This window comes from Rhizobium sp. N122 (assembly GCF_002211295.1).
In the GTDB taxonomy this organism is placed as follows: Bacteria; Pseudomonadota; Alphaproteobacteria; order Rhizobiales; family Rhizobiaceae; genus Rhizobium.
In genome coordinates, this window is record NZ_LOKU01000012.1 from 1 (window position 1) to 23,674 (window position 23,674).

Genomic DNA, 23,674 nt, shown 5'->3' on the forward strand with positions numbered 1-23,674 from the left:
GCATGGAGATCCGCGGCGTGCCGAAGGAGGAGCGGGCCAAGGCGATCAAGCAGGTCTCCGACATGCTGCAGATCGGCCATCTGCTCGACCGCAAGCCGAGCCAGCTCTCCGGCGGCCAGCGCCAGCGCGTCGCCATGGGCCGGGCTTTGGTGCGCAATCCGCAGGTCTTCCTGTTCGACGAGCCGCTCTCCAATCTCGATGCCAAGCTGCGCGTCGACATGCGCACCGAGATCAAGCGGCTGCATCAGCGCATGGGCACCACCTTCGTCTATGTCACCCACGACCAGATCGAGGCGATGACGCTGGCGACCAAGATCGCCGTGCTGAAAGACGGGGTGCTGCAGCAGTTCGGCACGCCGGCCGAGATCTATAACAGCCCGGCCAATCTCTTCGTCGCCGACTTCATGGGATCGCCGGCGATGAACCTCTTGACCGCCACCGTCGAGAATGGCGCTTCCGGGCTTGCCGTCGCACTCGAACGGCCGAATGGCGCGCCGCTGCGATTGCCGGTCGTCGCCGCCGCCAATGGTCTCTCCGCCTATGCCGGCAAGCAGGTGATCTTCGGCATCCGCCCGGAAGCTCTGACCGATCCGGATGGCGCCGACCGCAAGGCGCGCTCGCTGACCGAGGACGATTGCCTGATCGAGGTCGTCGAACCGGCCGGCTCCGACACCTTCGCCGTCACCAAGCTCGGCGGCAAATCCGTCGTCGCCCGCCTGCGCGCCGATGCCGGCATCGCCCCGGGACAGACCACACGTCTCGCCTTCAATCTCGACAAGGCCGTGTTCTTCGATCCGCGGAGCCAGCTGCGGATCGCATGATGGCCATCGGAGCCGCGCGCCCGATAAGGCGCGCGGGCTATGGGCTGAATTAGGCGGCCGCCGTCACGCTGAGGGTCACCGGGGGGAAACGCGAGGAAACCGCTTCGACGGTGATTTCACCGACCAGCCCCGTCGCCTCCAGCCAGAAGCCGGCGGTGCCGCCTTGCAGCGGCACATTGGCCGGGCCGACGATCTTTGCTGGCCCATGCACCTTCAGCGAAATGCTGTCGTTCATGAAAGGCAGGCGCTGGCCGCACTGGTCGAGCGCGCGAATGATGACGCGGGTGCTGTCGCGTTCGCGGGCCTTCAGCGTCGAGCTGTCGGCGACGATTTCCAGCGTCGTCGGCAAGGGATCGGCGGCCAGCGTCAGGCTGGCCACCGGCTCGCCGCCGATATAACCGGTCAGGGTGCCGTCGATCCATTCGAGGCCCCAGGTGCCAAGCTCATCTGCAGTGAAGTGGCGATGATCGAGCACGACGGGCGGATGCGGCAGGTGCGGATAATTCTCGCGGTCCGGGCCAATGCGCTTGCTGAGCCCGCCATATTGCAGTTCGACCTCGTCGCAATTGGTCAGGATGATCAGCGGCAGCACGCCGCCGATATTGCGCTCGCCGCGCGCCCAGAAGGTCGCCGGCTTCATGACGATCTCCTCGGACGGATCACACTGGCTGATATAGGCATAAGCGGCGAATTTCGGCTCGCGGAACATGTCCATGACGCCGTGATAGCAGATGCGGTCGCCGGAGCCGAAATCCTTGTGGGTGTTGTAATCGAACATGCACCAGCCGATGGCGCCCGAGATATCCGGATCGCCATAGGCGGCGTTCAGCACATCGAGGTGACGGCGCACATGCTCGGCCTGGCGCTGTTCCTGGTCATAGATCTTGGTCGGGTGCATATGGCCGTTGAACTCGGTGATGAGGTACGGCACCTTGGCGGAAAGCCCGGTATTTTCCTGCTGGCCGCGCAGCACGGTGCGCGGACGGTTGGCGCCCGGCAGTTCCTCATTGCCGAGGATGAAGTCGTTCATCGTGTAGACGTCTTCGAGCAGCTCGCTCTCGGTGATATAACGCACGCCGCCCGTCTGGCGGGTGCTGTCGAGCTCGCGGGCGAGGCGATTGGTCTCGGCGTAGAAATCGTGATTATCCTGGGATTCGTTGATGCGCACGCCCCAGATGATGATCGAGGGGTGGTTCCAGTCGCGCTCGATCATGCGGCGGACGTTTTCGATCGATTCCTTCTGCCAGTCGGCATCGCCGATATGCTGCCAGCCGGGGATCTCTTCGAAGACCAGCAGGCCGATCGCGTCGCAGCGGTTGAGGAACCATTTCGACTGCGGATAGTGCGAGGTGCGGACGATATTGCACTTCAGCACGTTCTTCATAATGTCGGCGTCGCGCTCCTGGGCGGAGCGGCCGGCGGCATAACCGACATAGGGGAAGGCCTGGTGGCGATTGAGGCCGCGCAGCTTCAGTGGCCTGCCGTTCAAGAGGAAACCTTCCGGCGTGAATTCGGCGGTGCGGAAGCCGAAACGGGTGGAGACACGGTCGGAGCCGTGCTCGGTCCGGAGTTCGATAGTGACTTCGTAGAGCGTGGGATCGGTGATGTCCCAAAGGGTGATGCCGGTGAGGCCGCCGAAGGAAAGCCGGGTGCGGTCGCCGATCGTTTCGGTCGCCGCGGTGGCGATCACTGCGCCGTCCGCCTGCTTCAGCGTGGCGGTGACGGTTGCCGAGAAGCTGCGGCCCTCGGGATTGGCGATATCGACGCGGATGGTCGCCGATTTTTCCGGGGCAAGCACGTCGGTGGTTTCGATCTTCAGATTGCGGATCGAGACGGGGTCGGTGACCTTCAGCCAGACGTCGCGGTAGATGCCGGCATAGGTCAGATAATCGATGCGGCCGCCGAAGGGCGGGATCTCGGGGTTTTCGCTGCCGTCGATCTTGACGGTCACGAGGTTCTCGCCCTTGACGAGCTTGCCGGTGAGGCGGGCTTCGAAGGGGGTGTAGCCGTCCTTATGGGCGATGATTTCTTCGCCGTTCAGATAGACGACGCTGTCGGCCATGGCGGCGTCGAAAACGAGCGACACCTCGCGGCCTTCGAATTCCGGCAGCCAGCGCAGCACCTTCTGGTAGGTGAAGGCGCGCTGATAGCTTTTCTCGTCGAAATAGTTGAAGGGCAGTTCGACGGCGGTATGGGGCAGGCTGACGGACTTGGCGGCGTCGAAGCTTTCGAGCAGGCGCTGTCCGAAGCCCTCATGGAAACTCCAGCCTTCGTTGAAGGAAACGATGGAACGCATTTCAGCCCCTCCCGGTCATGGCATCAGGAGCGGTGCGGCGTCTTTCGGCGCGTGAAAATCGGGTCATCTTGTATTCCTCCTTGATGCAATAAGCTGCGAGTAGCTGGAACGCCTCACATTTCATTCGATTCATGCGACGCGCTTTAGCTTTTTTCAGGCTTGCCGTCATCCGGAACCGCTTCACGCTTTTCGGGCGAGATGCGTTGGCGCGATGCCGTTCTCGTCGACGATGGGATGTCGTCGGCTGTGGCTGTCGCGCACACGGTGCCGGGTTCCCTAGGGATATTGGACGCCGTTGGTCTTGGTATAGATCGAATAGACCGAACGCGTCGCGGTGATGAAAAGCCGGTTTTTCTTGGGGCCGCCGAAGGTCAGGTTGGAGACGGTCTGCGGTAGCTTGATCTTGCCGAGCAGCGTGCCGTCGGGTGAGAAGCAATGCACGCCGTCGCCGGCACTCGTCCAGAGATTGCCACTGACGTCGAAGCGGAAACCGTCGGGGTGGCCGGCATCGAGGCTGCAGAAATAGCGGCTGTTTGTAAGCTTCCTGCCGTCGACGACGTCGAAAACTCTAATATGGCAGGGCACCTCATGTTTTGCCGAGCCGGAATCGGCGATGTAGAGCTTCGTCTCGTCGGGGGAGAAGGCAAGGCCGTTCGGCTGGATGAAATCCTCGATGACGGCCTCGATCGCGCCGCTTGCAGGATCGATCCGGTAGACGTTACGGGTCGGCTGTTCGGGCTCGGCCTTGTGGCCTTCGTAATCCGACAGGATGCCGTAGGTCGGATCGGTGAACCAAATCCCACCGTCGGAATGCACGACGACGTCGTTCGGCGAGTTCAGCCTTTTGCCCTTGTAGCTTTCGGCGAGAGTGGTGATGCTGCCGTCCGGTTCGGTGCGGGTGACGCGGCGGCCGCCATGTTCGCAGGAGACCAGCCGGCCCCGCCTGTCGCGGGTGTTGCCGTTGACGTAGTTGGAGGGCGAGCGGAAGATCGAGACTGTACCATCCGGCGTCCAGCGCATCATGCGTTCGTTCGGGATATCGCTCCAGAGAAGACAGTTGAGGTCGGAAAACCAGACCGGGCCTTCCGTCCAGCGGCAGCCGGAATAAAGCTCTTCGAGAGCGGCGTTGCCGATGACCAGAGTATTGAAGCGTTCGTCGCGGATGTCATAAATTGGGTTCTCGGCCACGGCGGTTTCCTCCTCGAATGCTGTCGCCCTCTTCCTAACGACAAATGCGGGGAGGTGCCAGAGCCAGGCGGTGGGAAATGCCTGGCTCCGGTGTTCATCAGAGGGCGGCGACCGGATGCGGCGAGCCGTCGTAAGCGCCCCAGATCGACTGGTCGAAGCAGATGACCGAGCCGGTCATCAGCCCGGATTCGGCCGACGACAGATAGGCGCAGGCGCGCGCCACCTCATGCGGATCGACGAGCCGGCCGAAGGGCTGGCTTGCGGCCGCCGTCTCCAGCCAGTCGGCGGGGGCGCCGTGATATTCACGCTGGATCCGGTCCTCGCCCTCGGAGGCCATCCAGCCGATATTCAGTCCGTTGACGCGGATGCTGTTGCGCAGCAGCGCGTAGGCGGTGTTTTTCGTCAGCGTTTCCAACGCGCCCTTGGAGGCGCAATAGGCGGCGATGAAGGGCTGGCCTGCCTTGGCCGACATCGAACCGATATTGACGATCGTGCCCTCGATCCTTTCGCGGCGCATGATCTTCACCGTCTCCTGCATCAGGAAGAACGGTGCGCGCACATTGACGGCGAACATGGCATCGAAGAGTTCGGGGCTGGTATCGAGAATGGTGCCGCGATCGGTAATGGCGGCGGCATTGACCAGCGCGTCGATCCGGCCGAAGGCCTCGTCACAGGCGTGGACGACATTCTGCGCATCCTCGACCTTGCCGAGATCGGCTTTGGTGTAGACGACCCTCACGCCGGTCGCGGCCGAAATTTCCGCGGCCTTCGCCTTGCCCTTGGTTTCGTTGCGGCCGCAGATGACGATGCCCTCTGCGCCGCGTTCGGCAAAGAGACGGGCGATGGTGGCGCCCAGCCCTTGCGTGCCGCCGGTGACGATGACGATCTTACCGTCGAGACGGCCGTGGTCTGTGCTCATGTGGTTCCTCCTGGTGATGATATGCAATTGGTTTCCCGCGGGCGGGAAGGGATTATGGCAGTGCGGGTGGCCCCCTCATCCGCCCTACGGGCACCTTCTCCCCGTTGGGTAGAAGGGGGAATCGAGACGTTGCGGCAAGTCTCTTCTCCCCTGCGGGGAGAAGGTGCCGGCAGGCGGATGAGGGGGCTCCAGTCTCCAAGTTCAGCTCAATTTCTTCTGCGCCTGCTCGGCAAGTGCCGCCGCAAAAGTTTCGTCGCTCCAGCCTTCCTTCAATGCCTCATGCATCAGCTGCGCCTGCGTCTTCGGCGCCAGGCCGCCGAGCGGCGGGTCGCGGTCGAGATTGGTGGGGAAAGAGTAGCCTTCGGCGCAGGCGGCGACGGCGTTGGCGATTTCATTGGCCGACAGCTTCCCTTTCAATGTTTTCAACGCGGGAAAGAGCCTTGCGCTCATGCTTTCGCGGTTGACGGTTTCCATTGCTCGGCCGAAGGCTGAAGACACCTGCAGCAGATTGGCGACGCGCTTGATATCGGTCGAGCGATTGGTGCCGGCGGCGTGGAAGAGGGCGGGATTGAAGAAGACCACATCGCCTTTTTCGAGCGGCAGCTGGATATGGTTGGCCTCGAAATAATCGCGGAATTCCTGGCGCTTGAGCGCGAGATAACCCGGCACATAGGTCTGGCTGTGCGGAAGGAAGAGCGTCGGGCCGCTTTCGAGCGGCATATCGCAATGGGCGACCGCGCCCTGCAGGGTCAGCACCGGCGAAAGGCGGTGCACATGCGCCGGAAACTGCTCGATCACATGAGACGACTGGAAGCCGAGATGGTAGTCGCGATGGGCCGACTGCGCCGCCCCGCCCGGATTGACCCGGTTGACCTGTGCCGTCATCTGGTAGCTCGGGCCGAGCCAGGCTTGGCTTGCCAGGGCTACAATGGCATTGCCGTAATATTCGGCAAAATTCGTTGGGTCGGCGAGGCAATGTTTCTCCAGCGAGTTCCAGATGCGGTCGTTGGCGCCCGGCTTGGCAAAGTGATCGCCGCCGCCGGTCGAGCTGCGGTGCTGTTCCTCGATGATTGCGTCGAAGATTGCGCTGGCGCGGTCGATGATGCCGGTATCCGCGTAAGCGTGCTTGAAGACGACGACGCCGGGACCTTCGCCGAAGGCCTCACAGATTTCGGCCAGGACGGCGCGCCGGCCTTCCGGCGTCGCGGCTGCGGCCATCACCTTGCGGCTGTCGTAGATCAGCACGTTTTTTTCGACTGCTAACGCCGTCGGATAATCGCTAAGCGCGGTGGTCTTTTCCGCCAGGCTGCGAAAGTCGTCGAGATCGCAGCTGTCTTCGCTCAGCCAGACACGGTCGGCGCTCAGTTTCTGCGGGTTGTCGCTCTTCATGATCGCTCCTCCTCTTTCGAATGGAGGCACTATACGCCGTGATGAGAGGTGATATAGATCAGCAATCCATCAAAAAACCATCAAACGGAACCCATGGCCCATCTCTTCCTTGTCAAGGATATCGCCTTTCAGGCGGGCCTCAGCACCGCGACTGTCGATCGGGTGCTGAACGGCCGGCCGGGTGTGCGCCAACAGACGGAAATGCGGGTGAAGGCGGCGATCGCCGAGCTGGAAAAGCAGCAGGCCGGGGCGGTGGCGAGCGGGCGAACGCTGGCGATCGATATCGTCATGGAGACGCCGCAGCGTTTCAGCGATGCGGTGCGCGCCGCCTTCGAGGCGGAAATGGCGGCTTTTCTGCCCGGCGTCTTTCGCTGCCGGTTCCATTTCGCTGAGGTGATGAAGCCGGCCGAGATGGTGCAGCTTCTCGACCGCATCCGGCTGCGCGGCAGTGATGGCGTCGTGCTCAAGGCGCCTGATGTCGTCGAGGTGGCGGCCGCCGTCGCGCGGGCGGATTCGGCCGGCATTCCTGTGGTGACGCTGGTGACCGACCTGCCGAATTCGGCGCGCATCGCCTATGCCGGCGCCGACAACCGGGCGGCGGGGGAGACCGCCGCCTATCTGATCGGCGAAGTGCTCGCGAGCCACAGCGGCAAGGTGCTGGTGACGCTGTCGAGCGGGCGGTTTCGCGGCGAGGAGGAGCGCGAAATCGGCTTTCGCCGCATCATCCGCGCGCACTATCCCGACATCGGCATCACCGAAATCAGCGAGGGCCACGGCAGCGATGCGGCGACGGGAACTCTTGCAGCGGCAGCCCTGGCTGCCGATCCCGCCATCAACGCCGTCTATTCGATCGGCGGCGGCAACCGGGCGGTGCTGGCGGCCTTCGATACGGCCGGCCGCCCCGTCCGGGTCTTCGTGGCCCATGACCTCGACGCCGATAACCGCGTCTTGCTTGCCGCGCGCCGGATCGGCTTCGTGCTGCATCATGATCTCAGAACCGATGCGCGTTCGGCCTTCAGGGCGATCGTCGGTCGCGTGACGTCACCGGGGCGGGCGGTTCCGGCCTCGCTTTCTTCCGTCGAAATCGTCACGCCCTACAATATGCCGGCCGGCGATTGAGCCAATTGGCTTTCCTTCGACGGCGAATTCGGGCTACAGCTTGAGCGAGAGTGAAGGTGAGCGGTATGGACTACAGCGACGTCAGCACGATTGCAGCCTGGATCACGGAACAGGGGCTGAAAGGCGCTTCGGAATCCGAACTCATGACCGGCTTCTGCGCGGCATGCCGGGATGCCGGCCTGCCGCTCGACCGCGGCATGGCGCTGATGGATACGCTGCACCCCGTGCATGAAGGCAGGGCCTTCCGTTGGGACAGCGTCGAGGAGATCGAGACCGAATTCGAATATGGTCCGACGAGCTCAGGCGAGGCGGCGTCTAACTGGCAACGCTCGGCCTTCTATTATCTTTGGTCGGGCAATGAGCGGGAGGTACGCCGACGCATCGGGTTCGGGGAACCGATCGATTTCACCATGCTCGACAAGATCGCCGAAGCCGGCCATACCGATTTCGTGGCGATGATGCATCGTTTCAGCGAAGCCGGCACGATCGGCGAAATGGATTGCTTCTTTTCGCATTTCGCAACCAGACACCCGCAAGGCTTTTCCGATCACGACCTTGCCATCCTGCGCAAGCTGGTGCCGGTGCTGGGGCTGGCGATCAAGTGCGTCGCGCTCGGGCGCATCGCTCGCACCATCGCCGAGGTCTATCTCGGTGAGGATGCGGCGCGCCAGGTGATGGAAGGCAAGATCAGCCGCGGCAAATCGGAACGGATTTCGGCGGCGCTCTGGTTTTCCGATCTGTTGAACTACACCAAGATCTCCGATCGCGTGCCGCCGGAGGAAATCATCCCGCTGCTCAACGACTACAGCGAGGTGGCGATCTCGGCGATCCACGAGGCCGGCGGCAACGTGCTGAAGCTGATCGGCGACGGCGTGCTTGCCATCTTCAAGGGCGAGGTGCCGGCCGAGACCTGCCGCGCGGCGCTACGCGCCGAAGCGCTGCTGCGGGAAAAGCTTGGCAAGCTGAACGCTGCGCGCGCCGCCGATGGCCGGCCAACGACGGATGTCTATATCGGCCTGCATATCGGTGACGTCTTTTACGGCAATATCGGCAGCCAGGACCGGCTGGACTTCACGGTCATCGGCCCTGCGGTCAACGAGGTCAGCCGCATCGCCTCTATGTGCCGTTCGGTCGATCTCAACCTGCTGATCTCCTCCGATTTCGTCGCTGCGATACCGGAGGAGCAGCGCGGGGCAATCGCCTGCGTCGGGCGCTATGCATTGCGCGGCGTGCAGCGCGCGCAGGAACTCTATACGCTCGACGGTGCACGCCTCAACACCTGATCGTCGCAGGATCGGGCGCTATCGCAGGAGCCCCTGGCCGCCGTCGATCCAGATCGGCGTCCCGGTGATGTGCCGGGCGCGGTCGGAGGCGAGGAAGAGAATGGTTTCGGCGACGTCCTCGCTCTTGCCCGCTTTACCGCCGGCGATCGGGATATCCCCTTGCGGCCAGATGACCGGCACCTCCGTCTCCTCGCGGTGGCGGCTGTCCGTGTTGGCGCCGATATTGGTCTCGATCTCGCCGGGGCAGACGGCATTGACGCGGATGCCGTGACGGCCGAGTTCGAGGGCGAGCTGCTGGACCATGGCAAGCTGGCCGGCCTTGGTTGCGGTATAGGCGGTGGCGCCCGGCGTGGTGAAGGTGCGGGTGCCGTTGATCGAGGAGACGACGACGATCGACCCGCCGCGGCGCTTCAGATACGGGACTGTCAGATGCAGGGTCAGATAGGTGCCGCGCAAATTGACGGCGATAGTCTTGTCCCATTCATCCGGCCTCAGATCGTCGATCGGCGCCCAGACGCCGTTGATGCCGGCATTGGCGACAACGATATCGAGGCCGCCGAAGGCGGTGGTCAATTGCTCCATGGCGGCGCGCATTTGCGCTTCGTCGCTGGTATCGGCCGCCAGTGCAATCGATCCGCCGCCGGCGGCCTTGATCTCGGCGCAGGTCTTTTCGACCTCGCCGGCGGTGCGGCTCAAGACGGCGACCCTTGCTCCCTCGGCGGCGAGTCGCAATGCGGCCGCCTTGCCGATGCCGGATCCAGCGCCCGTCACCAATGCGATCTTCCCCTTCAGCTCCATACGCAGGCTCTCCCTTGCCGTTTGCCGCTAAGCCAATGTTCTGCATGGCTGTTGGTTCCGGAGGGAGGGCGGGTCGTCAAAGCTTTCCAAGGAAGCTGTGCCGCAATGCCCATTTCTCCGGTCCATGGACGGCGGCAAAGAGCAGTCCGGCGAGGAAGGTGAAGTGATCGACGAAGAAGCCGAACTCAGCCTGATTCTGCTGCCAATGGGACGGTCCGTGGAAGGCGAAGGCAAGGAAGATCACATAGATGCCCGCCAGCAGACTGGCCTCGGTGAAGAAGGCGCCGGAGATAAAGGCGAGCGCCAGCGCAATCTCGAAAAAGGCGGCGACCCAGGCAAGGAATGTCGCCATCGGAAAGCCGGCAGCGGTGATATAGGCCGCCGTGGCGCCGATATCGGCGAACTTGAAGCCGGCGGCCATGAAGAAGATGAAGCTGAAAATGATGCGGGCGACGATGATTGCGATTGCTCTGGCCATGCTGAATCTCCTCTTTGAGTTTCCACTATGACGGACGGAATGCCTGATATCCGACATCAGGAACAAAAAAGGGCCGCTTGCGCGACCCTTATCACTGTGAACTGCGTATAATCCTTTCCGAAAATCGGTTCCGATTTTCGGGGTTATGTGCTTTTACCACTCGGCAAAGCTGCCGTCGGCATGACGCCAGATCGGGTTGCGCCAGCGGTGGCCCTCTTTGGCGCGCTCGATGACATAGGCCTCGTCGACCTCGATGCCGAGACCAGGCCCCTGCGGGATCGAGACGAAACCATCGGCATAGTGGAACACCTCCTTGTTGGAGATGTAGTCGAGGATGTCGTTGCCGGTGTTGTAGTGGATGCCGAGGCTCTGTTCCTGGATGAAGGCGTTGTAGCTGACGGCATCGACCTGCAGGCAGGCGGCAAGCGCGATCGGGCCGAGCGGGCAATGCGGCGCCAGCGCCACGTCGTAGGCTTCGGCCATCGCCGCGATCTTGCGGCATTCGGTGATGCCGCCGGCATGCGAAAGATCGGGCTGGATGATATCGACATAGCCGTCAGCAAGCACCTGCTTGAAGTCCCAGCGCGAATAGAGCCGCTCGCCGAGTGCGATCGGCGTCGAGGTATGGTTGACGATATCGCGCAGCGCTTCCTTGTTTTCCGAAAGCACCGGCTCCTCGATGAACATCAGCTTGTAGGGCTCGAGTTCCTTGGCGAGCACCTTGGCCATCGGCTTATGCACGCGGCCGTGGAAATCGACGCCGATGCCGATATGCGGTCCGATCGCCTCGCGGATGGCGGCGATGGTTTCGACTGCCTTCTCCACCTTCTCATTGGTGTCGACGATCTGCATCTCCTCGCAGCCGTTGAGCTTGATCGCCTGGAAGCCGCGGGCGACCACCTCCCTGGCATTGTTGGCGACATCGGCAGGACGGTCGCCGCCGATCCAGGAATAGACCTTGATGCGGTCGCGCAGCTGGCCGCCGAGCAGGGAATAGATCGGCTGGCCGAGGGCCTTGCCCTTGATGTCCCACAGCGCCTGGTCGATGCCGGAGATCGCGCTCATATGGGCAGCACCCCCGCGATAGAAGCCGCCGCGATACATCACCGTCCAGTGGTCCTCGATCAGGAAGGGGTCCTTGCCGATCAGATAATCTTCCAGTTCGTGGACGGCGGCCTCGACGGTCAGCGCGCGGCCTTCGACGACCGGTTCGCCCCAGCCGACAATGCCCTCGTCGGTCTCGATCTTCAAAAACAGCCAGCGCGGCGGAACGATATAGGTGGTGAGTTTGGTGATCTTCATCGCGTTCTTCAGTCTCTTCTCGGGTTTTTGACCGGCGGCCGAGCCGCGGATTGCTGGTGATCGATCATTTCATTCTGCCGATCGCCTTTTCGGCGGCGGCGAGATCGCGCACCGCAAGATCGAGCATGCGGTTGGCGCAGTCGCGGGCGCCGGCCTTGTCGCGCATGCGCAGGGCCTCGACCAGCTGGCCGTGAACGAGCACCGCATCCTCACGATTCTCGACGCCGATGTTGGAGGCATGCAGCGCATATTTCAGCGCCGCGTGAATGGCGCTCGACAGGCGGCGGAAGACCTGGTTGTGGCTGGCGGTGAGCAGCACCGTATGGAACATGACATCGGCGTCGGTGAAGCCTTCCGGGTCGCCGGCACTGTCGCGCATCTGCCGCCAGGCCTTGTCGAGGTCGGCGATCTCCTGGGCGCTGGCGCGCTCGGCGGCATATTCGGCCGCTGCCGGCTCGATGGTGCGGCGGGCTTCGAGAATGCAGCCGAGCAGGTCGAAGTCCTTGATGTAAGGACCTATCCAATCGAGCACGTCGGCATCCAGAATATTCCAATCGTCTCTGTCGCAGACGGTGGTTCCGATGCGCGGCTTGCCGCGGACGAGACCCTTGGATTCCAGCACTTTCAACGACTCGCGAATGACGGTACGGCTGACGCCGTAGAGTTCGCAGAGATCGTTTTCGCGCGGCAGCGGCGAGCCCGAGGGATAACGCTCTGCGCAGATATCCTGAGCGATCGCCGCGGTCACGTTGCGGCGTACACGCGGGCGGCGTTCGATACCGGGGCTTTCGGCCCCGCCCTGTCGCTCGTTTGTTTCCAACTTACCTCTCCGCTCTATCCCTGGCGCCAGGCAATCGAACCTCATTATCCGAATTCGATCCGCTTTGCGACGCTTCCTCCAGCCTGCTTCCCTTTTATCGTATTATTGCAATCATCATACATTGGCAATTGACTGGTATGATGATTTATCCTAATTCAAAGACGCTGCCCGGGAGGCGGCTGCATGATTTTTGGGATTTTGGGAGAGAGACATGCGCTTGTTCAAAGCAGCCATCCTGGCTGGCACCTTCGCCATCCTCACAGCCGGCTCGGCATTTTCCGCAGACATCAAGATCGGGTTCATCGTCAAGCAGCCTGAAGAGCCGTGGTTTCAGGACGAGTGGAAATTCGCCGACCAGGCGGCGAAGGAAAAAGGCTTCACTGTCGTCAAGATCGGCGCCGAAGACGGCGAGAAGGTCCAGTCGGCGATCGACAATCTTGGCGCCCAAGGCGCGCAGGGCTTCATCATCTGCACGCCCGACGTCAAGCTCGGTCCCGGCATCGTCGCGAAGGCCGAAGCCAACCAGCTGAAGCTGATGACGGTCGACGACCGTCTGGTCAGCGCCGACGGCAAACCACTGGAAGAGGTGCCGCATATGGGCATCTCGGCCACCAAGATCGGCGAGACCGTCGGCCAGGCGATCGTCGACGAGATCAAGAAGCGCGGCTGGAACATGAAGAATGTCGGCGCGATCCGGGTCTCCTACGATCAGCTGCCCACCGCCGTCGACCGCGTCGAGGGCGCCATCGCGGTGCTGAAGTCCGCCGGCTTCCCGGCCGAAAACATCTATGACGCGCCGCAGGCAAAGACCGATACGGAAGCGGCTCTTAATGCCGCAACCACCGTTCTCAACAAACATGCCGACGTCAAATACTGGGTTGCCTTCGGCCTCAACGACGAAGCCGTTCTCGGCGCTGTCCGCGCTTCGGAATCGGTCGGCATTCCGGCGGCCAATGTCATCGGCGTCGGCATCGGCGGCGCGGAATCGGCGATCAACGAGTTCAAGAAGCCGGCGGCGACCGGCTTCTTCGGCACGGTCATCATCTCGCCGAAGCGCCACGGCTACGAGACGGCGCTGAACATGTACGACTGGATCGCCAACGACAAGGCGCCGGAAAAGCTGACGCTGACCTCCGGTTCGCTGGCGCTGCGCGGCGATTATGACAAGGTCCGTAAGGATCTCGGCATCGAGTGATCGCCCGTTCGGGATGATCTTATACCCGGCAGCTTGCAGCTGTCGGGTCCTCTCGGCGGAGCGGCGATGGCTTTTCTCGAATTCAACCATATCTCCAAGGGTTATCCCGGCGTGCAGGCGCTGGCAGATGTTTCCTTCTCCGTCGAGAAGGGCGCGGTGCATGGCCTGATGGGCGAGAACGGCGCCGGAAAATCGACGCTGATCCGCGTTCTCTCCGGCGATCAGGCCGCTGATGACGGCCGCATCCTGATCGACGGCGAGGAGCAAAAATATGGCTCCGTGCGTGACGCCTTTCATGCCGGCATCGTCGTCATCCATCAGGAACTGCAGCTCGTTCCGGAGTTGACGGTCGCCGAGAATCTCTGGCTGGGCCGCTTTCCAGCCAAGGGCGGCGTCATCCATTTAAAGACGCTGATCGAGACGGTGCGGACGAAGCTCGAGGAAATCGGCATCGATGTCGATCCGTCGGCCAAGGTCGCGTCGCTGTCGATCGGCGCGCGGCAGATGGTCGAGATCGCCAAGGCCGTCATGCTCGACGCGCGGGTGATCGCTCTCGACGAGCCGACCTCCTCGCTTTCCTCGCGCGAGAGCGAAATCCTGTTTTCCCTCATCGACAGACTGAGGGCGAATGGCACGGTCATTCTCTACGTCTCGCATCGCCTCGACGAGATTTTTCGGCTTTGCGACAGCCTGACGGTCCTGCGCGACGGCAGGCTTGCCGCCCACCATCCCGATATTGGCGAGACGACGCGGGAGCAGATCATCTCGGAAATGGTCGGGCGCGAGATCAGCAATGTCTGGGGATGGCGTGAACGTCCGCTCGGCGGCATCAGGCTGGAGGTCAAGGGCCTGTCGGGACCGAAGCTGCGCAACCCGATCGGCTTTTCCGTCCGCCGGGGCGAGATTGTCGGTTTCTTCGGGCTGATCGGCGCCGGCCGCAGCGAGATGGCGCGGCTGCTCTACGGCGCCGATGCCAGGCATCAGGGCCAGGTCGCCATCGACGGTGTAGCCGTCCCGCCAAACAATCCGAAGGCGGCGATCAATGCCGGCATGGTGCTCTGCCCCGAGGACCGCAAATTCGACGGCATCGTCCAGGGTCGATCGATCGAAGAGAATATCGCGATTTCGTCGCGCCGGCATTTCTCGCCCTTCGGCATTCTGAGCCCGAAAAGGGAGGCGGCACTTGCCGAGCGGTTCATTGCCCGGCTTCGGGTGCGAACCCCGTCGCGCAAGCAGGACATCATCAATCTCTCCGGCGGCAACCAGCAGAAGGTCATTCTCGGCCGCTGGCTTTCCGAGCAGGGCATCAAGGTGCTGGTCATCGACGAGCCGACGCGCGGCATCGATGTCGGGGCGAAATCGGAAATCTACGAGATCCTCTATGAGCTGGCGGCCGGCGGCATGGCGATCGTGGTGATATCAAGCGAATTGCCCGAAGTGATGGGCATCTGCGATCGCATCATGGTGATGTGCCAGGGCAGGGTGGCGGCCAATGTCGCCCGCCAGAATTTCGACGAGCGCGCGATCCTGACGGCGGCACTGCCCGACAAGAATGCCGCAGGCACCCTTTAAGATCAGGAATACGGACGATGAATGCGTTGAAAAAAATCCTTCTCGGCGAACAGGGGCTGGTGGTGATCTTCGCTGCCGCCTTTGTGATCGTCTCGCTCTTCGTTCCGAACTTCCTGACCGAGCGAAACATGCTGGGGCTGCTGCAGTCGGTCGTCACCATCGGTATCGTCGCCTGCACGATGATGTTCTGCCTGGCGTCGCGCGATTTCGATCTCTCGGTCGGGTCGATCGTCGCCTTCTCCGGCATGATCGCCGTGATGGTCTCGAACGCCACGGGCTCCATTCCGCTGGGGTTGCTCGCGGCCCTGCTGTGCGGCGCCGTCGTCGGCTTCGTCAACGGCATCGTCATCGCCCGGTTCCGCATCAATGCGCTGATCACCACGCTTGCGACAATGCAGATCGTGCGCGGGCTGGCGCTGATCGCCTCGGATGGCCGCGCCGTCGGCATCAACGATCCTGCCTTCTATCAACTGGCCCTGTCGCGCTTCCTGACCGTGCCGATGCCGATCTGGATCATGCTGATGCTTTTCCTGCTGTTCGGTTTCGTGCTCAACCGCACCGTCTTCGGCAAGAACACGCTGGCGATCGGCGGCAATCCCGAGGCCTCGCGGCTTGCCGGCGTCAACGTCGTCAACATGCGCATCTGGATCTTTGCGTTGCAGGGCCTCGTCTGCGGCATTGCCGGCATCCTGCTTGCCTCGCGCATTACATCCGGCCAGCCGAATGCGGCGACGGGACTTGAACTTTCGGTCATTTCGGCCTGCGTTCTCGGCGGCGTTTCGCTGGCCGGCGGACGGGCGGCCATGAGCGGCGTCATCGTCGGCGTGCTGATCATGGGCATTGCCGAAAATGTTATGAATCTCCTCAATATCCAGGCATTCTACCAGTATGTCGTGCGCGGGCTGATCCTGCTGATCGCGGTGCTGCTCGACAATTTGAGATCTTCGGCTGCGGGAAGACGTGGATGAACCAAGAACGAGTCGTGAGCGACATCGAGCTGAGGCACGGCGATCTCGCCGTCCGGGTCAGCCCCCGGGGTGCCGCGGTCACCGCCGCGACGTTTCGAGGCATCTCCTTCCTCGTGGCGGCCGGCGGGCCCGACGGAGCGATGGCGAATTTTGCGATGGTGCCGTTCGGCAATCGCGTGGAAGGCAACACCATGTCCTATGCCGGACGCGACTATGCCTTCCAGCCGAATACCGCAGATCCGCTCTATCGGCACGGCGACGGCTGGCTCAGCCTCTGGCAGCTTGAAGACTCCGGTTCAGCGCATGCGCAGTTTTCCTTTTCCCGCAGCGCCGACAAGGTTTCACCCTATGCCTATCTGACCCGGCAGGAGATCCGTCTCGCCGGCGATGTGCTGGTGCTGACGCTGTCCGTGGAAAACCGCGGCGAGGCGGCGCTCCCCTTCGGGCTCGGGCAACATCCCTTCTTCGCACGGACGCCACAGACGAGACTGACGATTGCGGCCGATCGTTATTGGAGCGAGCGGCCGGACCATCTGCCCGACATGGCCGGACCTGTGCCCGACGATTTCGATTTCAGATCGGAAAAGCTGTTGCCGCAGAGATGGATGAACAATGCCTTCGAGGGCTGGAACGGGCGGGCCGCCATCGCCTGGCCGGAACTTGGCATGCAGGCGGCGCTGGAAGCGGACGGCGCGCTTGAGCGCTTCATGCTCTATATGCCGCTTGATCGGAGCGACTTCTTCTGCCTCGAGCCGATGAGCCACCTGCCGAACGGCCACCACCTGCCTGATTTCGGCGGGCTCGCGCGGCTTGCGCCCGGCGAAAGTCTCGCCGGCACGGTGAGGATCGTGATGTCGGGGCTGCCGGCTCAATCGGAGGGGAGATAGATGGGCAGCCGCCTGCAGGGCAAGCACATCCTGATAACAGGTGCCGCGCAGGGTATCGGTCTTGCGATGGCGAAGGCCTTTCTGAGGGAGGATGCCGCCGTCTTTCTCGTCGACCGCGACGCCGCACTGCTGGCGAAGTCGGCCAAAGAGCTCAAAGGCATCGGTGGGCGGCTTGGTTATTTGCCGGCCGACATTACCGATGCCGGAACGATCACGACGTTGGTCGCGCAGGCGAATGAAGAGATCGGGCAGTTGAACGCGCTCGTCAACAATGCCGGCGTCAACGTCTTTTCCGAACCGCTCGAGACGACGGACGAGGTGTGGAACCGCTGCTTCGACATCAATCTCAAGGGTGCGTGGAACTGCTGCAAGGCGGTGCTGCCTGGGCTGATCGAACAGGGCGGCGGGGTCATCCTCAACATCGCTTCGACACATGCCTTCACCGTCATCCCGCACACATTTCCCTATCCGCTGGCAAAACATGCGCTGCTGGGGATGACGAAATCCCTGGGTCTCGAATATGCCGCCCGCAATATCCGGGTGAATGCGCTGGCGCCGGGCTATGTCTCGACGCAGAAGGTCATCGACTACTGGAACGGCTTCCCCGATCCGGAAGCCGCCAAAGCCGAGACGATGAGCCTGCATCCCGGCGGGCGCATCGCCACACCTGAGGAGATCGCCATGGCGGCCGTGTTCATGATCTCCGACGAGTGCCCGTTCATGAACGCCACCTGCCTGACGATCGACGGCGGCCTCAGCGTCTTGCAGCATCCCGCCTGAAAGCGCTTCGATTCCCGCCGATTTTTACAGGCCTGTCGTCTTCTCGGGATAGAGCATTATATTGTCCATCGGGAAGGCTCTCAGATCTCCCGCAGGCATGGAGCGGCGCCCTGCCGCTTCCTAGAAACAGTTGGAGCATGATGTTGTCCGAAAACCGCGCACACTTTTCGGCATCATGCTCTGAAAGCACAATCGAAACAGGAGGACGGCATGCAGATCAATCGCACGGCTTCGGCTCATTGGACCGGTGGCCTCAAAGACGGCAAAGGCCTGATCTCGACGCAGAGCGGCGCCCTGAAGGACTATCCCTACGGCTTTGCCAGCCGCTTCGAAGGCATTCCCGGCACCAACCCGGAAGAACTGATCGGCGCTGCCCATGCCGGCTGCTTCACCATGGCGCTGTCCTTGATCCTCGGTGAGGCCGGCTTTACCGCCGAGCATATGGAAACCTCGGCCAAAGTGACGCTCGAAAGCGTCGAGGGCGGCTTTGCCATCACTGCCATCCATCTTTCGCTCACTGGCCGTATTCCCGGCGCTGACGAAGCAACCTTCACCGAGCTCGCCAACAAGGCCAAGGCCGGCTGCCCGATTTCCAAGGCGCTTGCCGCCGTTCCGATTACGCTCGACGTCAAGCTCGGCTGATTCCCGCGCTGCCGCCGACGATGTGCCGCGTGCTCCGAGACGCGGCACTTTCAATTTTACCGGGTGTTCATCATCTCCATATAAATCCTGGTTGTCTATCGGCGCGATCGGTTGACGGCGCCCGTTGTCCCGTTCGAGTATTGACAAATGACACCTGATATTTTACGACTGACGAAATTCAAAATTCGTCAGTCGTAATTCGGGCATCGAAACTATGGACGACATCGCGGAAAATACACTCGACGTCACCCGGCAGGAGAATGTCACCCGCATTCTCGAAGCCGCCGAGCGGCTGTTTCGCCACTATGGCTACAGCAAGACGACCGTGGCCGACATTGCCCGCGATCTCGGCATGTCGCCGGCCAATATCTATCGGTTCTTCGCCTCCAAGGTGGAAATCCACCAGGCGCTTTGCGGGCGCATGCTCGCCACCGCCTATCAGATCGCCTACGACATCCGTCATCAGCCGATCAGCGCCAGCGAGCGGTTGCGCCGCTATGTCGAGACCCAGCATCAGCTGACGCTCGATCTGATGCTCGACGAGATGAAGGTGCATGAGATGATCATCGTCGCGATCGAGCGCGACTGGCATGTCATCGAAAAACATATCGACCGCGTTCATGATTTGATTGCCGAAATCATTGCCGAAGGGATCGCTGCCGGCGAATTCGCCGAGCAGGACCCGGTCGTCGCGTCACGTTGCTTCGGCGCGGCGACGATCAATCTCTGCCATCCGCAAATGGTGGCGCAATGTCTTGCCAAAACCAACCGCGCGAGCGTCGACGAACTGATCGACTACGTGATCAGGGCGCTGAAGAAATAATGGACGGCAGCCGCCGCCGAGACCCCCCAAACGATCCAGGAGTGCGGAAGATGTTTTCGCTCAAGACCCTCAGCCATCGCATGCCGTCCGCCCTGAGCCTCGCGCTCGTCGGCGCCATCGGCATTGGCCTTTCCGCCTGCTCGGAAGAAAAAGCTGAGGTCAAGGAGGTTATCCGGCCGGTAAAGGTCGTCGAGATCGCCAAGGCCGGCGACACCCGCAAGCTCGATTATTCGGGTTCGGTCAAGGCACGCACGGAGATGAATCTCGGGTTTCGGGTCGCCGGCAAGATCACCGAGCGCCTCGTCGATATCGGCGACCGGGTGACGCCGGGCGACGTTCTTGCCCGTGTCGACGCCACCGATTACCAGCTGGCGGTCAAAACGGCGGAAGCCAATCTTGCCGCGGCCGAAAGAAGCGTCGAGACCGCCGATCTCGCCAATCGACGCGCCGAGCAGCTTTTCGACAAGAGCGTCGCTCCGAAGTCGCAGCTCGAACAGGCGGCGCTGAGTCACGACCAGGCGATTTCGCAGCGCGATGCAGCCCTGTCGGCGCTGGATCAGGCGAAGAACCAGGTGAGCTATACCGAACTCAAGGCCGGCCAGAACGGCATCGTCACGTCAATCAATGCCGATACCGGTCAGGTCGTCGGTTCCGGTGCCGCCGTCGTCACCGTTGCCGTCGACGGCGAGAAGGAAGTGCAGATCGCGGTTCCGGAAAACGACATTGCCGAATTCAAGCCGGGCAAAACCGTCAAGACAAGCTTCTGGGCCGACAATAAGCTGCTGCTCGACGGCAAGGTGCGGGAGGTTTCCGGCAGCGCCGACCAGCAGTCGCGCACCTTCGCGGTGCGGGTCAGCCTGCCGAACGATCCGCGCGTGCTGCTCGGCATGACAGCGACGATCGAGGCCGATGTCAGCAACGCCGCCAGCTACGTTTCGATCCCGCTCAGCGCTCTGGCTGAAAAGGACGGCAAACAGATGGTGTGGACCGTCGATCGCGAGACGGCGACCGTGCATGGCCGCGACATCAAGGTCGCCGATTTCACCGGTGACGGCGTGCATGTGACCGAAGGCCTCGATACCGGCGATCTCGTCGTTGCGGCCGGCACGCAGTTCATGAGCGAAAATCTGAAGGTGAAGGTGCCCAACCAGCAGTCGGCGCTCGCCGATACGGACCAGACCGTCCGCTGATTGCGTCGCAAAAGGGAAGAAGACCATGGACGCCAACACCACCGAAAAGCGGCCTTTCAACCTGTCGCGCTGGGCGATCGGCCATCCGAGCATCGCCCGCTTCCTCTTCGGGCTGATCATCATCACCGGTGTGCTCGGCCTGATGCGCATGGGCCAGCGCGAGGACCCCGAATTCACTTTCCGCGTCATGGTCGTTCAAGCGATCTGGCCGGGCGCCTCCATCCAGGAGATGGAAGACCAGGTCGTCAACAAGATCGAGCGCAAGCTGCAGGAAACGCCGCATATCGACTGGGTGAAGTCCTATACGCGGGCCGGCAGTGCGATCATCACCCTGCAGGTCAAGGGCGACACGAATTCGAAGGACGTGGCGGATGCCTTCTACCAGGTGCGCAAGAAGGTCGGCGACATCTCCAGCGAGCTGCCGCAGGGCCTGCTCGGCCCCTATTTCAACGACGAATTCGGCGATACCTTCATCACCCTGCATTCGATCAGCGGCGAGGGCTATTCCTATCCGGAGCTGAAGAAATTCGCCATCCAGGCGCGCGATATGCTGCTGACGACACCGGGTGTCGAGAAGGCGGTGATCATCGGCGACCAGCCTGAGAAGATCTACATCGACGTCTCGTCCAAGGCGCTCGCCGAGCGCGGCCTGACGATCCTCGATCTTCAGAACGCCATCAAGGGCCAGAACAATGTCGATCCGGCCGGCTCCGTCGATACCGGCCTGCGCTCGGTGCGCATCTCCGTCGAAGGCGACGTGAAGAAGGCTAGTGATATCCGCGAGCTGCGCCTCCGCGCCGGCGGCCAGGTGACGCGCCTCGGCGATATCGCCACCGTCAGTTCCGGGCTCGAAGACCCCTATCAGCGCAAGTACCGTTTCAACGGCCATGACAGCGTCCAGGTCGGCGTCGTGATGGCCAAGGGCTTCAACGTCACCGATGTCGGCAAGGGCGTCGAGGCGACCTATCAGCGTTTCGAGGAGGCGCTGCCTTACGGCGTCGCCGTCGACCAGATCGCCAACCAGCCCGACGTTGTGACGGATGCGATCAGCGAATTCATGCACGCGCTCGGCGAAGCCCTTGTCATCGTGCTCGTCGTCTCGTTCCTGTCGATCGGCTGGCGCTCGGGCCTCGTTATCGCCATTGCCATTCCGCTGGTGCTCGCCGCCACCTTCGCGCTGATGTATGAACTCGGCATCGACCTGCAGCGCATTTCGCTCGGCGCCCTGATCATCGCGCTCGGCCTTCTCGTCGACGATGCGATGATCGTCGTCGAGATGATGGAGCGAAAGCTGGAGGAGGGGCTGGTCAAGATCGAAGCGGCGAGCTTTGCCTATTCCTCGACCGCCTTCCCGATGCTGACCGGCACGCTGATCACCACGGCCGGCTTCATTCCGGTCGGCTTTGCGGCATCGACGGCCGGTGAATATGTGCGTTCGCTGTTTTATGTCGTCGGCATTGCGCTCGTCACCTCATGGTTCGTCGCGGTCTATTTCACGCCCTGGCTCGGCTACATGATCCTCAAGCAGCGCCATCACGCCGGCGAGCATCACGACGCCTTCGACACCGGCTTCTATCGGCGTCTGCGCGGCACGGTCGGCTGGGCGGTTCGCCATCGGGTCATCGTGCTGCTCTTGACGCTCGGCACCTTCGTCACCAGCCTCTGGGCCTTCCAGTTCATTCCGCAGAATTTCTTCCCGCAATCGTCGCGGCCGGAAATCCTCGTCGATCTCTGGCTGCCCGAGGGCACCAGCATCAAGGAGGTCGAGGTCCAGGCGAAGGCGCTCGAAGCCAAGATGATGGATGATCCCGACAAGAAGTTCATCGCCACCTATATCGGCGAAGGCGCACCGCGCTTCTTCCTGCCGCTCGACCAGCAGCTGCGCAACCCGAACTTCGCTCAGCTTCTCGTCATGGCCAATGACGAACCGGCGCGCGAACGGCTGATCGTCAAGCTGCGCACGATCCTTGCGGAAGATTTCCCCGAGATCCGCGGCAAGGTCGACCGCCTCTTCCTCGGCCCACCCACAGGCTGGCCGGTGCAGATGCGCGTCATGGGGCCGGACCGCCAGGAAGTACGGGCGATCGCCGATCAGGTGAAGGCGCGCTTTGCGGCCAACCCGATGCTCGGCGCCATCCACGACGACTGGCTGGAACAGGTGCCGGCGATGAAGCTGGTGATCGACCAGGACCGCGCCCGGGCGCTGGGCGTCACCTCGCAGCGGGTGCGCCAGATGCTGCAGACCGCCATGTCCGGGGCGGCGCTCGACGATTTCCGCGACGGCGAGGAGACGGTTTCGATCGTCGCCCGCGAGCCGGATGCCAGCCGCTCGCTGCTGTCGGCCGTCAACTCGGTCTATGTCCCGACGGATTTCGGTGGCTTCGTACCGGTCTCGCAGGTCGCCAAGGTCGTGCCTGTCATGGAGCAGGGCATCGAATGGCGGCGCGACAGGCTGCCGACCATCACAGTGCGGGCGACGCTGCCCGACGGCGTGCAGCCGAACGACGTGGTGATGAAGATGTATGCCGACATGAAGGACATGCGCGACAGCCTGCCGGCCGGTTACAAGGTCGAAATCCAGGGCGGCGCCGAGGACGCGGCGGAAAGCCAGATGTCGATCGCCGCCAAGGCGCCGATCATGCTCGCCGTCATCATCGTGCTGCTGATGGTGCAGCTGCAGCATTTCGGCAAGGCAATGCTGGTACTGGCGACCGGCCCGCTCGGCATCATCGGTGCTGCGGCCGCCTTGCTGATCAGCGGCGCGCCCTTCGGCTTCGTGGCGATCCTCGGCGTCATCGCGCTGCTCGGCATCATCATGCGCAACTCGATCATCCTGGTCGACCAGATCGACCAGGATATTAAGGCCGGCATGCACCGGCAGGAGGCGATCGTCGGTGCCGCCGTGCGGCGTTTCCGGCCGATCATGCTGACGGCGCTGACCGCCGTCCTGGCGCTGATCCCGATCTCGCGCGGCGTCTTCTGGGGTCCGCTCGCCTACGCGATGATGGGCGGCATCCTGGTTGCGACCGTGCTGACCATCCTGGTTCTGCCTGCCGGCTACGCGCTGTTCTTCGGCCGGGAGCCGAAGGCAAAGGACGAGCCAGGCCGGATTGCCGACGCCATCCAGGAAGAGGCGGATGACAGACATCCGCCGGCGTTGGCAGCCGAGTGAGGACGGCGCGGCGAAAGCCGCGCCGTTTTCCT

20 protein-coding genes are annotated in these 23,674 nt (G+C 62.6%); 12 read left to right on the forward strand and 8 right to left on the reverse strand.

The annotated features are described in order from the left end of the window. Positions 1 to 821: ATP-binding cassette domain-containing protein (locus tag ATY75_RS10400; protein WP_143535287.1), on the forward strand; the 821-nt coding region annotated here is incomplete at its 5' end. Positions 822 to 870: 49 nt separating this feature from the next. Here the strand turns inward: ATY75_RS10400 and ATY75_RS10405 are convergent. From ATY75_RS10405 to ATY75_RS10420, 4 genes are all read right to left on the reverse strand, one after another. Continuing rightward, positions 871 to 3,117, reverse strand: coding sequence for a glycoside hydrolase family 2 TIM barrel-domain containing protein (locus ATY75_RS10405; protein WP_088937486.1), 2,247 nt, complete (start codon positions 3,115 to 3,117; stop codon positions 871 to 873). A 276-nt stretch (positions 3,118 to 3,393) separates the two neighbouring features. Beyond that, the gene (locus ATY75_RS10410; protein WP_088937487.1) at positions 3,394 to 4,305 is read right to left on the reverse strand and encodes an SMP-30/gluconolactonase/LRE family protein; all 912 of its coding nucleotides are present in this window, start codon (positions 4,303 to 4,305) and stop codon (positions 3,394 to 3,396) included. 97 nt (positions 4,306 to 4,402) lie between these two features. After that, positions 4,403 to 5,224: an SDR family oxidoreductase gene (locus ATY75_RS10415; RefSeq protein WP_088937488.1), complete on the reverse strand. Its 822-nt coding sequence runs from the start codon at positions 5,222 to 5,224 to the stop codon at positions 4,403 to 4,405. A gap of 201 nt (positions 5,225 to 5,425) precedes the next feature. Further along, positions 5,426 to 6,613 (reverse strand): phytanoyl-CoA dioxygenase family protein, encoded by a 1,188-nt coding sequence (locus tag ATY75_RS10420; protein WP_088937489.1) that lies wholly within the window; start codon positions 6,611 to 6,613, stop codon positions 5,426 to 5,428. Between the two features lie 93 nt (positions 6,614 to 6,706). On the opposite strand from ATY75_RS10420, the gene ATY75_RS10425 reads away from it, so the two are divergent. Both ATY75_RS10425 and ATY75_RS10430 read left to right on the forward strand, forming a co-directional pair. Beyond that, on the forward strand, positions 6,707 to 7,732 hold the full coding sequence (locus ATY75_RS10425) for a LacI family DNA-binding transcriptional regulator (RefSeq protein WP_088937490.1): 1,026 nt from the start codon (positions 6,707 to 6,709) through the stop codon (positions 7,730 to 7,732). Between the two features lie 65 nt (positions 7,733 to 7,797). Continuing rightward, positions 7,798 to 9,015 (forward strand): adenylate/guanylate cyclase domain-containing protein, encoded by a 1,218-nt coding sequence (locus ATY75_RS10430; protein WP_088937491.1) that lies wholly within the window; start codon positions 7,798 to 7,800, stop codon positions 9,013 to 9,015. An 18-nt stretch (positions 9,016 to 9,033) separates the two neighbouring features. On the opposite strand, the gene ATY75_RS10435 is transcribed toward ATY75_RS10430, so the two are convergent. From ATY75_RS10435 to ATY75_RS10450, 4 genes are all read right to left on the reverse strand, one after another. Continuing rightward, on the reverse strand, positions 9,034 to 9,813 hold the full coding sequence (locus ATY75_RS10435; protein WP_088937492.1) for an SDR family NAD(P)-dependent oxidoreductase: 780 nt from the start codon (positions 9,811 to 9,813) through the stop codon (positions 9,034 to 9,036). 76 nt (positions 9,814 to 9,889) lie between these two features. Continuing rightward, positions 9,890 to 10,291, reverse strand: a complete 402-nt coding sequence (locus tag ATY75_RS10440) for a DoxX family protein (RefSeq protein ID WP_088937493.1) — start codon at positions 10,289 to 10,291, stop codon at positions 9,890 to 9,892. Between the two features lie 153 nt (positions 10,292 to 10,444). After that, a complete protein-coding gene (gene dgoD / locus ATY75_RS10445) occupies positions 10,445 to 11,593 on the reverse strand; it encodes a galactonate dehydratase (RefSeq protein WP_088937494.1) in 1,149 nt (382 codons plus the stop codon). Between the two features lie 64 nt (positions 11,594 to 11,657). Next, positions 11,658 to 12,413 carry a FadR/GntR family transcriptional regulator gene (locus tag ATY75_RS10450; protein WP_088937495.1) on the reverse strand — a complete coding sequence of 252 codons (756 nt, stop codon included), beginning with the start codon at positions 12,411 to 12,413 and terminating at the stop codon, positions 11,658 to 11,660. A gap of 211 nt (positions 12,414 to 12,624) precedes the next feature. Between ATY75_RS10450 and ATY75_RS10455 the strand changes: the two genes are divergently transcribed. The 9 genes from ATY75_RS10455 (at position 12,625) to ATY75_RS10500 (ending at position 23,642) form a co-directional block, all read left to right on the forward strand. Then, complete coding sequence (locus tag ATY75_RS10455; RefSeq protein WP_088937496.1) at positions 12,625 to 13,608, forward strand: arabinose ABC transporter substrate-binding protein; 984 nt, start codon at positions 12,625 to 12,627, stop codon at positions 13,606 to 13,608. A gap of 66 nt (positions 13,609 to 13,674) precedes the next feature. Further along, entirely contained in the window at positions 13,675 to 15,180 is a 1,506-nt protein-coding gene (araG, locus tag ATY75_RS10460; RefSeq protein ID WP_088937497.1) for an L-arabinose ABC transporter ATP-binding protein AraG, read from the forward strand. Between the two features lie 17 nt (positions 15,181 to 15,197). Continuing rightward, positions 15,198 to 16,148, forward strand: a complete 951-nt coding sequence (gene araH, locus ATY75_RS10465; protein WP_064840810.1) for an L-arabinose ABC transporter permease AraH — start codon at positions 15,198 to 15,200, stop codon at positions 16,146 to 16,148. Continuing rightward, the gene (locus ATY75_RS10470) at positions 16,145 to 17,035 is read left to right on the forward strand and encodes an aldose 1-epimerase (RefSeq protein WP_088937498.1); all 891 of its coding nucleotides are present in this window, start codon (positions 16,145 to 16,147) and stop codon (positions 17,033 to 17,035) included. The genes araH and ATY75_RS10470 overlap by 4 nt, the downstream gene beginning before the upstream one ends. Next, a complete protein-coding gene (locus ATY75_RS10475) occupies positions 17,036 to 17,815 on the forward strand; it encodes an SDR family oxidoreductase (protein ID WP_088937499.1) in 780 nt (259 codons plus the stop codon). 210 nt (positions 17,816 to 18,025) lie between these two features. After that, on the forward strand, positions 18,026 to 18,457 hold the full coding sequence (locus tag ATY75_RS10485) for an OsmC family protein (RefSeq protein ID WP_088937500.1): 432 nt from the start codon (positions 18,026 to 18,028) through the stop codon (positions 18,455 to 18,457). 214 nt (positions 18,458 to 18,671) lie between these two features. Continuing rightward, positions 18,672 to 19,280, forward strand: coding sequence for a TetR family transcriptional regulator (locus ATY75_RS10490; RefSeq protein ID WP_088937501.1), 609 nt, complete (start codon positions 18,672 to 18,674; stop codon positions 19,278 to 19,280). Positions 19,281 to 19,330: 50 nt separating this feature from the next. Beyond that, a complete protein-coding gene (locus ATY75_RS10495) occupies positions 19,331 to 20,470 on the forward strand; it encodes an efflux RND transporter periplasmic adaptor subunit (RefSeq protein ID WP_088937502.1) in 1,140 nt (379 codons plus the stop codon). A 25-nt stretch (positions 20,471 to 20,495) separates the two neighbouring features. Beyond that, complete coding sequence (locus ATY75_RS10500; protein WP_088937503.1) at positions 20,496 to 23,642, forward strand: efflux RND transporter permease subunit; 3,147 nt, start codon at positions 20,496 to 20,498, stop codon at positions 23,640 to 23,642. The last annotated feature ends 32 nt before the right edge of the window (positions 23,643 to 23,674 follow it).

What these genes read in the sequence shown, in the direction of transcription:
- ATY75_RS10425 (WP_088937490.1), top strand. Translation starts at nt 6,707, where the DNA reads ATGGCCCATCTCTTCCTTGTCAAGGATATCGCCTTTCAGGCGGGCCTC.
- ATY75_RS10435 (WP_088937492.1), bottom strand. Translation starts at nt 9,813, where the DNA reads ATGGAGCTGAAGGGGAAGATCGCATTGGTGACGGGCGCTGGATCCGGC.
- araG (WP_088937497.1), top strand. Translation starts at nt 13,675, where the DNA reads ATGGCTTTTCTCGAATTCAACCATATCTCCAAGGGTTATCCCGGCGTG.
- ATY75_RS10485 (WP_088937500.1), top strand. Translation starts at nt 18,026, where the DNA reads ATGCAGATCAATCGCACGGCTTCGGCTCATTGGACCGGTGGCCTCAAA.
- ATY75_RS10415 (WP_088937488.1), bottom strand. Translation starts at nt 5,224, where the DNA reads ATGAGCACAGACCACGGCCGTCTCGACGGTAAGATCGTCATCGTCACC.
- ATY75_RS10490 (WP_088937501.1), top strand. Translation starts at nt 18,672, where the DNA reads ATGGACGACATCGCGGAAAATACACTCGACGTCACCCGGCAGGAGAAT.
- ATY75_RS10495 (WP_088937502.1), top strand. Translation starts at nt 19,331, where the DNA reads ATGTTTTCGCTCAAGACCCTCAGCCATCGCATGCCGTCCGCCCTGAGC.
- dgoD (WP_088937494.1), bottom strand. Translation starts at nt 11,593, where the DNA reads ATGAAGATCACCAAACTCACCACCTATATCGTTCCGCCGCGCTGGCTG.
- araH (WP_064840810.1), top strand. Translation starts at nt 15,198, where the DNA reads ATGAATGCGTTGAAAAAAATCCTTCTCGGCGAACAGGGGCTGGTGGTG.
- ATY75_RS10455 (WP_088937496.1), top strand. Translation starts at nt 12,625, where the DNA reads ATGCGCTTGTTCAAAGCAGCCATCCTGGCTGGCACCTTCGCCATCCTC.
- ATY75_RS10470 (WP_088937498.1), top strand. Translation starts at nt 16,145, where the DNA reads ATGAACCAAGAACGAGTCGTGAGCGACATCGAGCTGAGGCACGGCGAT.
- ATY75_RS10420 (WP_088937489.1), bottom strand. Translation starts at nt 6,613, where the DNA reads ATGAAGAGCGACAACCCGCAGAAACTGAGCGCCGACCGTGTCTGGCTG.
- ATY75_RS10405 (WP_088937486.1), bottom strand. Translation starts at nt 3,117, where the DNA reads ATGCGTTCCATCGTTTCCTTCAACGAAGGCTGGAGTTTCCATGAGGGC.
- ATY75_RS10475 (WP_088937499.1), top strand. Translation starts at nt 17,036, where the DNA reads ATGGGCAGCCGCCTGCAGGGCAAGCACATCCTGATAACAGGTGCCGCG.
- ATY75_RS10440 (WP_088937493.1), bottom strand. Translation starts at nt 10,291, where the DNA reads ATGGCCAGAGCAATCGCAATCATCGTCGCCCGCATCATTTTCAGCTTC.
- ATY75_RS10500 (WP_088937503.1), top strand. Translation starts at nt 20,496, where the DNA reads ATGGACGCCAACACCACCGAAAAGCGGCCTTTCAACCTGTCGCGCTGG.
- ATY75_RS10430 (WP_088937491.1), top strand. Translation starts at nt 7,798, where the DNA reads ATGGACTACAGCGACGTCAGCACGATTGCAGCCTGGATCACGGAACAG.